At 73.0% G+C, this 12,670-nt stretch carries 12 protein-coding genes; 5 read left to right on the plus strand and 7 right to left on the minus strand.

Annotated features, from left to right (window positions below; all coding sequences use genetic code 11):
- The first annotated feature begins 82 nt into the window (after positions 1-82).
- The 3 genes from ACZ66S_RS20975 to ACZ66S_RS20985 are packed head-to-tail and all read left to right on the plus strand — an operon-like array spanning position 83 to position 1,850.
- On the plus strand, positions 83-577 hold the full coding sequence (locus ACZ66S_RS20975) for a helix-turn-helix transcriptional regulator (RefSeq protein ID WP_469902988.1): 495 nt from the start codon (positions 83-85) through the stop codon (positions 575-577).
- On the plus strand, positions 574-1,008 hold the full coding sequence (locus ACZ66S_RS20980; protein ID WP_469902989.1) for a VOC family protein: 435 nt from the start codon (positions 574-576) through the stop codon (positions 1,006-1,008). Before ACZ66S_RS20975 ends, ACZ66S_RS20980 begins: the two co-directional genes overlap by 4 nt.
- Complete coding sequence (locus ACZ66S_RS20985) at positions 999-1,850, plus strand: class I SAM-dependent methyltransferase (RefSeq protein ID WP_469903042.1); 852 nt, start codon at positions 999-1,001, stop codon at positions 1,848-1,850. Before ACZ66S_RS20980 ends, ACZ66S_RS20985 begins: the two co-directional genes overlap by 10 nt.
- Before the next feature lie 28 nt (positions 1,851-1,878).
- Here ACZ66S_RS20985 and cseC read toward each other — a convergent pair whose 3' ends face one another.
- The 5 genes from cseC to ACZ66S_RS21010 form a co-directional block, all read right to left on the minus strand.
- Positions 1,879-3,213 (minus strand): two-component system sensor histidine kinase CseC, encoded by a 1,335-nt coding sequence (gene cseC / locus ACZ66S_RS20990; RefSeq protein WP_469902990.1) that lies wholly within the window; start codon positions 3,211-3,213, stop codon positions 1,879-1,881.
- A gap of 16 nt (positions 3,214-3,229) precedes the next feature.
- On the minus strand, positions 3,230-3,934 hold the full coding sequence (cseB, locus tag ACZ66S_RS20995; RefSeq protein WP_469902991.1) for a two-component system response regulator CseB: 705 nt from the start codon (positions 3,932-3,934) through the stop codon (positions 3,230-3,232).
- Between the two features lie 65 nt (positions 3,935-3,999).
- Positions 4,000-4,677, minus strand: a complete 678-nt coding sequence (locus ACZ66S_RS21000) for a hypothetical protein (RefSeq protein WP_469902992.1) — start codon at positions 4,675-4,677, stop codon at positions 4,000-4,002.
- Entirely contained in the window at positions 4,662-5,204 is a 543-nt protein-coding gene (locus ACZ66S_RS21005) for a SigE family RNA polymerase sigma factor (protein ID WP_020122536.1), read from the minus strand. Before ACZ66S_RS21005 ends, ACZ66S_RS21000 begins: the two co-directional genes overlap by 16 nt.
- 236 nt (positions 5,205-5,440) lie before the next feature.
- Positions 5,441-6,376: an HhH-GPD family protein gene (locus tag ACZ66S_RS21010; protein WP_469902993.1), complete on the minus strand. Its 936-nt coding sequence runs from the start codon at positions 6,374-6,376 to the stop codon at positions 5,441-5,443.
- 659 nt (positions 6,377-7,035) lie between these two features.
- Here ACZ66S_RS21010 and ACZ66S_RS21015 point away from each other — a divergent pair.
- Positions 7,036-7,923, plus strand: a complete 888-nt coding sequence (locus tag ACZ66S_RS21015; RefSeq protein ID WP_469902994.1) for a hypothetical protein — start codon at positions 7,036-7,038, stop codon at positions 7,921-7,923.
- Between the two features lie 130 nt (positions 7,924-8,053).
- Here the strand turns inward: ACZ66S_RS21015 and disA are convergent, their stop codons facing one another.
- On the minus strand, positions 8,054-9,178 hold the full coding sequence (disA, locus tag ACZ66S_RS21020) for a DNA integrity scanning diadenylate cyclase DisA (RefSeq protein ID WP_037717494.1): 1,125 nt from the start codon (positions 9,176-9,178) through the stop codon (positions 8,054-8,056).
- Positions 9,179-9,259: 81 nt separating this feature from the next.
- On the minus strand, positions 9,260-10,669 hold the full coding sequence (gene radA, locus ACZ66S_RS21025; protein ID WP_469902995.1) for a DNA repair protein RadA: 1,410 nt from the start codon (positions 10,667-10,669) through the stop codon (positions 9,260-9,262).
- A 285-nt stretch (positions 10,670-10,954) separates the two neighbouring features.
- Between radA and ACZ66S_RS21030 the strand changes: the two genes are divergently transcribed.
- Positions 10,955-12,631, plus strand: a complete 1,677-nt coding sequence (locus ACZ66S_RS21030; protein ID WP_469902996.1) for a BACON domain-containing protein — start codon at positions 10,955-10,957, stop codon at positions 12,629-12,631.
- The last annotated feature ends 39 nt before the right edge of the window (positions 12,632-12,670 follow it).

Below are 12,670 nucleotides of genomic sequence, written 5' to 3' on the forward strand. Positions count from 1 at the left end.
CCCCCGGACCGGTGTCCGCCCCGGGGGGCCTTCTTCGTGTGCGCGCGAGAGCGATGTCAGTGCCGCGTGTCACCATCGGCCCATGGACAAAGTGCGGCACATCAGGCTCGCCAAGGACGCCATGGACCGGGACTGGGCCGATCCGGAGCTCGACCTGCCCGCCGTCGCCGCGCACGCCGGGTACTCGCGCTATCACTTCATCCGGGCGTTCAAGGAGACGTACGGCGAGACCCCCGGCCAGTACCTCACGCACCGGCGGATCGAGCGCGCCGAGGAGATGCTCAGGGGAGCCGACCTGAGCGTGACCGAGATCTGCCACCTGGTCGGGTTCAGCAGCCTCGGCACCTTCTCCGCCCGCTTCAAGGCCCGGACCGGCCTCACCCCGAGCGAGTACCGCACCGAGCACGTGGGCCGCGGGGCCGCCCTGATCCCCGGTTGCTACGCCATGCTCTGGGCCGGCGGCTTCCCCACCGCGAGAGGCACCGCAAGGACCGCAACTTCGAAGAAGCGGCCGGAGTCCGCCGCTGCCTACGGTGGCGGAGAGGAACCCCCGGACGACAGGAGAGCGGAGCCATGATCCAGGGCCTGGGCATCACCACCGTATGGACCTTCGACCAGCAGCGCACCAAGGCCTTCTTCACCGAGAAGCTGGACTTCGAGGTGCGCAGCGAGGTCGCGATGGGCGACATGACATGGGTCACCGTCGGCGCGAAGGAGCAGCAGGGCGTCGAGCTGGCCCTGATGAGCCTCGACGGCCCGGGTCTGGACCCCGAGTCCGCCGAGGCGCTCAAGAAGCTCGTCGGCAAGGGCGTGATGGGCGCGGGAGCGTTCCGCACCGACGACTGCCGCGGGGACTACGAGACGTTCCGGGCGCGAGGGGTCGAGTTCGTCCAGGAACCCCAGGAGCGGCCGTACGGCATCGAGGCGATCTTCCGCGACGACAACGGCAACTGGTACTCCCTGACCCAGCGCAACGAAGAGCTGGACTTCTCGAAGGACTGGGCGTGACGGAGGACGTGGCCGAGGCCGACCACACCGCCGTCCGGGTCGCCCTCTGGCGGGCCCTGCACCTGATGGCCGATCCGCCGCCGCACGTGCTGGAGGACGGGATCGGGCTGCGGCTCGTGGACCCGGACGAGGGGTGGCGGGACCGGCCGGACATGGACGTGGACGCCACCCGTCGCACCCGGGCGTCGATCGTGGCGCGGACCCGGTTCGTGGAGGACCTCGTCGTCGAGCGGGACGTCGAGCAGTACGTCGTCCTCGGTGCCGGCCTCGACACGTTCGCCCAGCGCAGACCGGAGTTCGCCGTAGCGCGCGGGGTGCGGGTCTTCGAGGTCGACCGGCCGGGACCGCAGTCCTGGAAGCGCCGGCGGCTGGAGCAGCTCGGCTTCGGCGTGCCCGAGTGGCTGCGGCTCGTGCCGGTCGACTTCGAGGGGGACTGGTGGGGGAGGTTGGCCGAGGCGGGCTTCGATCCCGGGCGCCCCGCGGTGGTGGCCTCCACGGGCGTCACCATGTACCTCACCAAGGAGGCGAACGAGTCCACGTTCCGCCTAGTCGCCGGTCTCGCCCCGGGGTCCGCGTTCGTGACGACCTTCCTGCGCCCGCCGCAGGACGTCGAGCCGGACCAGAGGCCGCAACTGGAGGCGGCGGTACGGGGAGCGCGGGCGGCCGGCACCCCGTTCCTCAGCTTCTTCGCGCCCGCCGAGATCCTGGCCCTGGCGCGGGAGTCCGGCTTCCGAGAGGCCCGGCACGTTCCGGCGGAGGAGCTGGACCGCCGGTACTTCGCGGGGCGGGCGGACGGCGTACGACCCTCCCGGGGGGAGGAGTTGCTGGTGGCGAGCACATGAGCGGACCTGTCCGCGAAGGTCCCGCCGATCACGGCAGCAGCGGATAGCTCCCGGTCGCCGTGGGCGCGTGCTCCGGCAGCCACAGCACCGCCACCGCGCCCTCCGCCGGGACCCCGTCGGCCGCCCCGGCCGGGCGGATGTTGCGGAAGGTCAGCCGCGCTCCCATGACCCGCGCCTGACCGGCCGCGATGGTCAGTCCCAGGCCGTGCCCGTGCCCCGCGCGGTCCGCGCTGCCCGTGCGGAAGCGGCTCGGGCCGTCGGCGAGGAGGTCCTCGGGGAAGCCGGGGCCGTGGTCGCGGACGCGGATGACCCGGCCCTCGACGGTGACCTCGATGGGCGGCCTGCCGTGCCGGGCGGCGTTGGCGAGGAGATTGAACAGGACCCGCTCCAGGCGGCGCGGGTCGGTCGTGACCTCCGACTCGTGCACCACACGGACCTCGATCTCCGGGTCCTTGGCCGCCACCCGCCGGGCGACGAACTCGCCCAGCAGGATGTCCTGGAGCTCGGCCCGCTCCGAGGCACCGTCGAGCCGGGCCACCTCCAGGACGTCCTCGACGAGGGTGCGCATGGCCTTCGCCCGGTCCAGGACCAGTTCCGTGGGCCGCCCCGGAGGCAGCAGTTCCGCAGCCGTCAGCAGGCCCGTCACCGGGGTCCGCAGCTCGTGCGCGATGTCCGCGGTGACCCGCCGCTCGGCCTCCAGCCGCTGCTGGAGCGCGTCCGCCATGGCGTCCACGGCGCTCGCGAGGTCGTCGGTCTCGTCCCGTACGACCCCGCCGATCGCGTCCCTGACCCGGACGTCCGTCTCGCCCTTGGCCATCTGGTTCGCCGCGGTCGCCGCCTTCCGCAGCCGCCGCGACAACTGCCCGCCGATGAGCACGCCGAGCGCGCTGCCGCCGAGGACCACCGCGATGGAGCCGATCACCAGGGCCTGGTCGAGGTCCTTGAGGATGTCGGTGCTGCGGTCGGTGAACCCGGTGTGCAGCGACAGCACGTGCCCGCCCTTGACCGGGACCGCGGCCCAGATGTCCGGCCCCCGGTCCGGCCGGTCGGAGACGTACGTGGCCCGGCGGCCCTCCTCGACCTTCTCGCGCAGCGCGGGCGGCAGTCGGCGGTCGTCGACCGCGATGCTGGGGAAGTTCGGCTTGCCCGTCAGTTCGTAGTTGCGCTGGGCGATCTGGATCCGCTCGTCCGCGAGGTCGCGCGCGTTGTCCAGCATCGAGACGCGGGCCGCGTTGTGCACGACCAGGCTGAGCGCGACCGCCACGAGCGCGCCGACCAGCGCGATGGCCGCGCTGAGCTTCCATCTCAGGCCCGTGCGCATCACCACGCGCTCCGTCACCGGGCCCCGAAGGATCCCCCGCATGCCCCAGGCCCTCCGCTCAGGCCTTCAACTTGTAGCCGAAGCCGCGGACCGTCTCGATCCGGTCCTGGCCGATCTTCGTCCGCAGCCGCTGCACATGGACGTCGACGACCCGGGTGTCACCGCCCCAGCCGTAGTCCCACACCCGCTCCAGGAGCTTGTCCCGGGACAGGACCGTGCCCGGCGCGGAGGAGAACTCCAGCAGCAGCCGCATCTCGGTCGGGGTGAGCGCCACCGGCTGCCCGGCCCGGCGCACCTCCATGCCCTCGGTGTCGACCTCCAGCTCCCCGAAGGTCAGCACGCCCCCGGCGGCCGCGTCCGCGCCCGCCTCGCCCTTGTCGGTCCCGCCCGCGTGCCCGAAACGGCGCAGCACCGCACGGATCCGGGCGACCAGGACGGCCCCGTCGAACGGTTTGGTCACGTAGTCGTCGGCGCCGGCCTCCAGACCGAGCACCACGTCGATCGAGTCCGCCCGCGCCGACAGCATGATCACCGGGACGGTGGACTCGTCGCGGATACGGCGGCACAGGCTGACCCCGTCCAGGCCCGGGACCATGACGTCCAGCAGGGCGATGTCGGGGCGGTCCGCCCGGAACGCCTCCAGCCCCGACAGGCCGTCGGGCATGGCCGTGACCGCGAAGCCGTCCCGCTCCAGGGCGAGTTGGGTGGCCTCGCGGATGACGTCGTCGTCCTCGACGAACAGCACGTGGGTCTGGTCTGCCATCCGGTGCTCTCACTCTTCGGGGTCGTTGCGGTCACTGGGGGATCGTTGCGGGGGGCCCGACCGGTTCAGCTATCGGGCACCGGCGTCGGATCCTTGCCGACGACGTTGCTGTAGTCGCTGTGCGTCCGGTACACCGCGGCGAACCGCCCCGAGGCCCAGCGGTACGTGATCACGTTCTCGCCGGAGGGGTCCGACACCGGGTCGCCCTTCTCGTACACCTGCTTGGTCACCACCAGGTCGCCGCGGTCGATCTCGGCGTAGACCGGAGGCTCCTCGGTCTGGAAGACATTCTGGTACGAACCGTCTTCCTCGCGATACACGTACGAGCCGACGCCCACCAGATCCGCACAGGTCACGACGTTGACGACGACGTCGTCGGCCGAACTGCCGGTCAGGTCGCCGTAGAAGAGGTCGACCGGGTACTGGTCGGTGCCGCAGGGTTCCAGATCGCGCTTGACCGCCTCGGAGACCTTCGGGTCGGACCGGAGGAGGGCGATCGCGCCCTTGCGGTCCAGGCGCGGGGAGGCCATGGCGGACGGCAGTACGGAGGGGGAGGCGGCGGTTCCCGCGACCGCGTGCGCCGGACCCTCGTCACGGGTGCCGGTGCCGCCGGTGGCGCAGGCGGAGACCAAAAGGGCGAGGGCGGCCAGCACGACCACCGCCGTGCTCGCCGCCTGGAAGATCCCCCGGACCGGAGCGAGGTCCGGCCGGGTGGGCCCGGGTTCGGTCAGGCCGCCGCGCAACGCTCCCGCTCCTCACGCTCCAGCGCGCGTGCGTCCAGGTCGCGGGCCTCCAGCTCCTCACGGAGCCGGGCGAGCGCCCGGTGCAGCGTGCTCTTGACCGTACCGGCCGACATGCCGAGGGCGGCGGCCGTCTCCTCCGTGGACATCTGCTCCCAGTGTCGCAGCACCACGACACTGCGCTGCTTGGGGGCCAGCACCTTCATGACGTCCATCAGCAGGGCGCGGTCCGCGTGCTGCTCGGTGGAGTCGTCGACCGAGGCGTCCGGGAGCTGCTCGGTGGGCACCTCCTCCAGCTTGCGCGCCCGCCACCATTCCGTGCGGGTGTTGATCATCACCCGGCGCAGATAGGCGTCCGCGAGCCGCTTGTCCTCGATGGTCTCCCAGCGGCCGTACGTCCGCACGAGCGCCGTCTGCAGCAGGTCCTGCGCGTCGACCGGGTCCGGGACCAGACGGCGTGCGCTGCGCAGCAGCGCGTCCTGCCGGGTGCGGACGTACTCCTCGAACTCGAGCACCTCGCCCTGCGCCATGTCGACCGCCTCCTGATCCCCGTTCCGGCAGTCCCTGCCGGTTGTCTTCTCGTCTGCTGCCGCCTGGTGTGCGGCATGGCAATGAAGCTACGGAGCTGTTGTCACGGGGCTGTGCGGAGCAGCGCGCGGCTGGCAATCGGCTGTCCGTCGGTTGTGTAACGGAAGCTGAAAAGGGGTAAACCGGCGCGGGTATTCGCACCGGTTCAGGGGGATTTGCCAGTTTGCTCTGGGTCGGGCTATGTCAACGGCAGCCGATACAAACCACCCGGGAGGGGTTCGACGAGCCCGTCCGCGACGAGACCGTCCAGAGCGCGGGCCCGCTGCACCGGCTCGTGCCACACCCGGTCCAGAACCGTCTGCGGAACGGGCGTGTGGGCCTCCCGCAGGACGGCGAGCAGCTTGCCGCGCACCTGGCGGTCGGTGCCGGCGTACGTCTGTCCGCGCCGCGCCGGCCCGTCGTGCTCGGGCTTGCCCGCGAGCCGCCAGGCGCACTGGGCGGCGATGGGGCAGCGCGGACACGTCTCGTTCTTGGCCGTGCAGACGAGCGCGCCGAGCTCCATGGAGGCGGCGGCCCAGCGCGCGGCGGTCTGTTCGTCCTCCGGCAGCAGCGCACGGGCGAGCTTGCGCTCGGCGGCGGTGGTGGCGTTCGGCGGGTACTGCACACCGGTCACCGCCCGCGCGAACACCCGCCGCACATTGGTGTCCAGCACGGCGTGCCGCTGTCCGTAGGCGAAGGAGGCGACGGCGGCCGCCGTGTACTCGCCGATCCCGGGCAGTGCGAGCAGTTGCGCGTGGTCGGTCGGTACGTCACCGCCGTGCCGTTCCGTTATGGCGACCGCGGCGCCGTGCAGCCGCAGCGCCCGGCGGGGGTAACCGAGCCGGCCCCAGGCGCGCACGGCCTCGCCGGGCGCCTCCGCGGCCAGGTCGGCGGGGCGCGGCCACCGGGCGAGCCACTGCTCGTAGACCGGGAGGACCCGGCTCACGGGCGTCTGCTGGAGCATGAACTCGCTGACCATCACCCCCCACGGCCCGGCCTCGGGCCGCCGCCACGGCAGATCCCGGGCGTGCTCGTCGAACCAGTCGATGACGGGGGAGTGCAGGCCCGCTCCGCGGGGAGCGTCGGTGCTGCCGTCGGCGGGGCTGCTGTGCGGGGGCTTCGTGGGCGCAGTCATGGCCTTCCGATCCTGCCATGGCCGAGGGGCCGCGCGGGCGGACCGCCACCCCGGGGGCGGCCCGACCTGATGATCGACGCGGTTCGAGCCGGGCCGGTACCGGACGGCGGTGGCGCCGGGGGCGGCGGGCAACTTGCGGCGCGGGCGGTGGAGTCGGTGGGTGGCCGTGGCCAGAGGTGCAGATTCCTGGCGGGTGAAGGGGCCGCGCGGGCGGACCGTCACCCCGGGGGCCGCCCGACCTGATGATCGACACGCGGTACGAGCCGGGCCGACACCGGAGGGGTCAGCGCCGAGAGCGGCGGGCAACTCCTGGCGCGCGCGGTGGAGTCGGTGGGGGGCCGTGGCCAGAGGTGCAAGGGACGCGATCGCGAACGTGAGGGTGGCGGGGACGAACAGCGCGCCGAGGGGCGGGAGTCCGCTCGGCGTCCATGTGACGACGCCGTGTCGTCCCCACGTGCGGGTGTCGTCGGCGTCGTCGGCGATGTCCCGGTGGACCCGGCATCCTCGAAGTCCGCGGTCACGGACCGTAGGCGGTGGGCGGATACGGTCACGCCCCGCGATCGGCACGTGTCAGTGCCGGAATGATGATCCGGAAAAGTTGTGGCGCCGGGCGGCGGGTGAGGACAGCGAACTCGCCGATCTCTCGTACAGTTTGCGCCGTGGGATCTCTGCGCAATCCGGTCGGGCCGCTTCCCTCCTCCATCTACTGGCGACGGAGGGCCGTCATGCTGTCCGTCCTAGCCGTGCTGGCGCTCCTGATCGCATGGATCGTCACCTCCGGCGGCGGAGGCGGCAAGAACGGCGCGGACGGGCCCAACGACAAGAATCCCTCCCCCTCCACGATCACCCCGGGCCCCTCCGGTTCCGGGCCGGCGATCAGCCAAGCCCCGGGCGGCCGCGACGAGTCGACGACCGGCGGCGACACCGGCGGGGGTGCGGGATCGGGCTCCGCCGCTGGCGCGGGCGCGGGCGCGGCCGCGGGGGCGGCCGCGGGGGGCGGCTCGGGAACCGGCGGTGCGGCCGGCACGGGCGGCTCCGCGGGTGCGGGCGGCTCCGGCGGTGCCGGGGGCGTCGGCGGCGTCGGTGGCAACGGTACGGGCGTCGGGGTCGGACAGGGCGACACCCTTCCGGCCGGTTCCGGACTGCCCAACTGCACGGCGGGCGCGGTGCGGTTGAGCGTGCGCAGCCTGCACAACGCCTACGAGCCCGGCGAGACGCCCACGCTGCTGCTGACCGCGACGAACTCCTCCGGCACCGACTGCAAGGTCGATCTCGGCCCCAAGAACGCGGTGTTGACGATCACTCAGGCCGACGAGGACGACGCGTACTGGTCGTCCGCCGACTGCCCCAGGACCGCGGGCCACCTGGTCTACCGGGCTCCGGCCGGGAGCAGCATCACGTACACCGTGAAGTGGGACCGCAAGCCGAGCGCTCCGCAGTGCGCCACGCCGCCGGCGGGGTCGGCGGGTGCCGGGACCTACCTGGTGGAGGTCAAGGCGCCCGGATACGCCACGGCTCAGGCCTCGTTCGTGCTGGAGAACGACTGAAGCGACTCAAGGGGTCCCGCGTCCGGTTGTTCGCCGGCCGCGGGGGCTTGGGGGCTGGTCGCGCCGTTCCCCGCGCCCCTGAAAGAACCAGAAGGCCCTAAGGGCCAGAAGCCCTAAGGACTAAAAGCCCTTACACGTACCGTTCCAGGATCGAGCTCTCCGCCAGCCTCGACAGGCCCTCCCGGACGCTCCTCGCCCGCGCCTCGCCGACGCCGTCCACCGTCTGGAGGTCGTCGACGCTGGCCGCCAGCAGCTTCTGCAGGCCGCCGAAGTGCTCCACCAGACGGTCGATGATCGCACCCGGCAGCCGGGGGACCTTGGCCAGCAGCCGGAAGCCGCGGGGGGAGACGCCCGAGTCGATCGCCTCGGGGGAACCGGTGTAGCCCAGGGCCCGGGCCACGGTGGGGAGTTCGAGGAGCTCGGCGTGGGTCAGGGCGTCCAGTTCGTACAGCGCCTCGTCGACCGTGCGGGAGCGCTTCGCGGTGGGCTCGGGGACGTAGTCCCGCACGACCAGTTCGCGCTCCGGCTCCACGCCCGCGATCAACTCGTCGAGCTGGAGGGCCAGGAGGCGGCCGTCCGTGCCGAGTTCGACCACGTACTCGGCGATCTCCGTGGCGATGCGGCGGACCATCTCCAGGCGCTGGGCCACGGCCGAGACGTCCCGGACCGTCACCAGGTCCTCGATCTCCAGCGCGGAGAGCGTGCCCGCGACCTCGTCCAGCCGCAGCTTGTAGCGCTCCAGGGTCGCCAGCGCCTGGTTCGCGCGGGACAGGATCGCCGCCGAGTCCTCCAGGACGCGCCGCTGGCCGTCGACGTACAGGGCGATGAGCCGCATCGACTGGGAGACCGAGACGACCGGGAAGCCGACCTGCTTGCTCACCCGGTCCGCGGTGCGGTGCCGGGTGCCCGTCTCCTCCGTGGGGATCGTCGCGTCGGGCACGAACTGCACGCCCGCCCGCAGGATCTTCGACAGGTCGGACGAGAGCACGATGCCGCCGTCCAGCTTGCACAGCTCACGCAGGCGCGTGGCCGCGAACTCGACGTCCAGGACGAAACCGCCCGTGCACATCGTCTCCACCGTCTTGTCGAAGCCGAGCACGATGAGTCCGCCGGTGTTGCCGCGCAGCACCCGCTCGAGGCCGTCGCGCAGGGCGGTGCCGGGGGCCACGGCGCTCAGGGAGGCGCGCATCAGGCCATCGGAACCGGCACTCCCACCGGACTTTCCGGGAGCTGCTGCCCGGTCGTTGGCTGCCACTGCTCTCCTCCGGTCGCGGGGTCTTGGACGCTCCCGTGTCGCACATTCGGTTCGTACGGACGGGCGAGACCAGGGCAAAGTCTACCGGCGGTCCTCAGCGTCCCGCGGGGCCTCTCGCCGACGCGAGCGCGGAAGGACCCTCAGGGCGTCCCCTATGTCCGCGACTTCCAGGACCTTCATACCGGCCGGGATCTTGCCGGGATCGCCCGGAACGAGCGCGTGCGTGAAGCCCAGACGGTGGGCCTCGGAGAGCCTGCGCTGGACGCCCGTGACCCGTCTGACCTCGCCCGCGAGGCCCACCTCGCCGATCGCGACGAGGTTCTTGGGCAGCGGGGTGTCGCTGGCCGCCGACGCCAGGGCGAGCGCGACCGCAAGGTCCGCGGCAGGTTCCGAAAGCTTTACCCCGCCGACCGTCGCGGAGTAGATGTCCCGCTTGCCGAGCGCGCTGATCCGGCCGCGCTGCTCCAGGACGGCGAGCATCATCGAGACGCGGGAGGTCTCCAGACCCGAGGTGGTGCGCCGGGGCGAGGGGATCTGCGAGTCCACGGTGAGCGCCTGGACCTCGGCCACCAGGGGCCGGCGGCCCTCCAGGGTGACGGTGAGACAGGTGCCGGGGACCGGTTCGGCACGACGTGTCAGGAAAAGTCCGCTCGGGTCCGCGAGGCCCGTGATGCCCTCGTCGTGCAGCTCGAAGCAGCCGACCTCGTCGGTGGCGCCGTAGCGGTTCTTGACGCCCCGTACGAGCCTGAGGCGCGCGTGCCGGTCGCCCTCGAAGCTCAGCACCACGTCCACCAGGTGCTCCAGCAGGCGCGGGCCGGCGATCGCGCCGTCCTTGGTGACATGGCCCACCAGCAGGGTGGACATGCCGCGCTCCTTGGAGGCCCGGATCAGCGCGCCGGCCACCTCGCGCACCTGGGCCATGCCGCCGGGGGCGCCGTCGATCTCCGGGGAGGCCACCGTCTGCACCGAGTCCAGGATCAGCAGCGACGGCTTCACCGCGTCCAGGTGGCCGAGGACCGCCGAGAGGTCGGTCTCCGCGGCGAGGTACAGGTGGTCGTCGATCGCGCCGATGCGGTCGGCGCGCAGCCGGACCTGGCTCGCGGACTCCTCACCGGTCACGTACAGCGTGCGGTGCTCGTCGCTCGCCGACTTGGCCGCCACGTCCAGCAGCAGCGTGGACTTGCCGACGCCGGGCTCGCCCGCGAGGAGCACCACCGCGCCGGGCACGAGGCCGCCGCCGAGGACCCGGTCCAGCTCGGGCACGCCGGTGGAGCGGGCGGTGGCCTGGCGGCCGTCGACCTGGCCGATGGGCACCGCGGAGGTGGTGACGCGGCCGGGTGTCGTCGTCCGCACGGCGGGCGCGCCGTACTCCTCGATCGTCCCCCAGGCCTGGCACTCGGGGCAGCGACCGAGCCACTTGGCCGTCTGCCAGCCGCACTCGGTGCAGCGGTAGGACGGACGCTCCTTGGCGGACTTCGTACGGGTGGCCATGCACGAACCGTAACGGCCGCCACTGACAACGCCGTCGCCGCCCGCCGGACGGCACGCTGCCCGACATCCGGAACCACCCCCGCCCCGACCCGCGTATCCGCCCCCCGCCCCGCCCCGCGGATCCGCCCCCGCCCCCGCCCCGACACGTGAATCGGCCACGTCACGACGGGAACGAGCCATGGAATCGGGGGTTCCTGTCCCCTATTGAGGGATCGTTTCACCCGTACGGAGTAAATGTGCTCAAGCCGCAGGAAGGGGCCATGTTTCGCGTCCTACGGTCCACGGATGATGAGCAGCAGTCCGGAGACCTCGACCCGCACCACCGGCGCGCACCGGGCGCAACGGCAGGAGCGCGACCGCGGCGCGGCGCGCACCCTGGCGCAGCGGCCGCCCGCGCGCTGTGAGCCGTACCTGGACGGCCTGTTCACCTACTGCATGTCCGTGCTGTGCGACCACGAAGCGGCGACCGCCGCCCTCGCCGACGTCCTCGCGCTCGCCGAGAAGCGCGGCGGCCCGGACGCGGCCGGCGACCGCAGGGCCTGGCTGTACGCCCTGGCCCGCTGGGCCTGTCTGCGCAAGCTCGCCGAGGCCAAGCAGAAACGTCAGGCCACCCACGCGGCAGGCCGGCACGGAGCGTCCCAGCGCTCCGCCGAACCCCCCGTCGCCGAGGACGTGCTGGAGGCCCGGCGCCGCGAACTCGCCCTGCTGGCCTGGCCGGAGGCGGCTGGTACGACCCCCGAGCAGCGCGAGGCGCTCGAACTCGCCGTGCGCCACCACCTCGCCGCCCACGAGGTCGCCGCGGTCCTCGGCATGGACCTCGCCGGCGCCCGTGAACTGCTCGCCTCCGCCGCCTGCGAGGTCGAGCGCACGCGCGCGGCCCTCGCCGTCGTCGAGACCGGCGACTGCCCGAGCGTGGCGCGGCTCACCGGCGACAGCCAGTTCGTGCTCAGCTCCGCCCTGCGCCGCGAACTCGTGCGCCACGTCGACGACTGCCCCCGCTGCCGTCGCAGTGCCGAGCGCGCGATCCCCGGCCGCTGGCCCGGCGCCATGATCACGCCCGCCGAGCTGCCCGTGCTGGAGGCACCCCGCGCGGCCCTGCACAAGGCGTCGGCGCACCCGCCACGCGCGCGTGGCGTGGCCGTGCCCCGCTTCGACCGGCGTGGCTTCCCGATGGACCCCAAGGACCGGGCCGCCCGCCGCGACCGTCTCCGCGCGCGTGCCGTCACCACGACCGTCGTCGCCACGGTCGTCGCCGCCCCCGTGCTCGCCCTGTGGGCCGCTTACCGGGGCGGACCCGGCGAGGGGACCGACGGACACTCCACCAGCGCCAGCGAGGCGCACGGCCCCGACAGCCTGGACGGCGTGGCGGCGAGCGGCGGCTACCAGAACGCCGGGAACGCCAGCGCGAAACCCGGCAACCGTTTCGCCAAGGACGGCCGGCCCGACGTCTCGGTGGAGGTTGTGAGCGTCGCCGGGGCCGGCGGGAAGGGCGCCGGGCACCTGGAGGTGGGGGCCGGCAACAACGGCGACACCACGCTGGTCACCCTCACCGCGACCGGCGACACCCCGGTCCGCTGGTCGGCCACCACGGCTGCCTCCTGGCTCTACCTGAGCCAGTCCTCGGGAACCCTGAAGCCCGGCGAGTCGTTGACGATCAAGGTGTACGTCGACCATCTGCGCGAGCCCTCCGGCCCCTGGAGCGCGCGCGTGGCCATCGCACCGGCAGGCGCCGTCATCACCATCGAGGGCTACGGCACGGCTCCCGCGCCGTCCGACCCCGGGGAGCCGACGACACCCCCGTCCAGCCCCAGCCCCACGGCCTCGACCCCGTCGGACCCCACCCCGAGCGACCCTCCGTCCTCGTCGCCCTCCCCGACCCCGCCGGACCCCACCCCGTCCGACTCGGCGAGCCCGACGGCCTCCCCGACGGACAGCGACGTACCGAGTCCGTCGGCGTCGTAATGGTCGCCGGGGGAGCCGTCAGGGGTGCCGGGGGGAGCC

The sequence above is a fragment of the Streptomyces sp. NPDC107471 genome, from assembly GCF_055582845.1.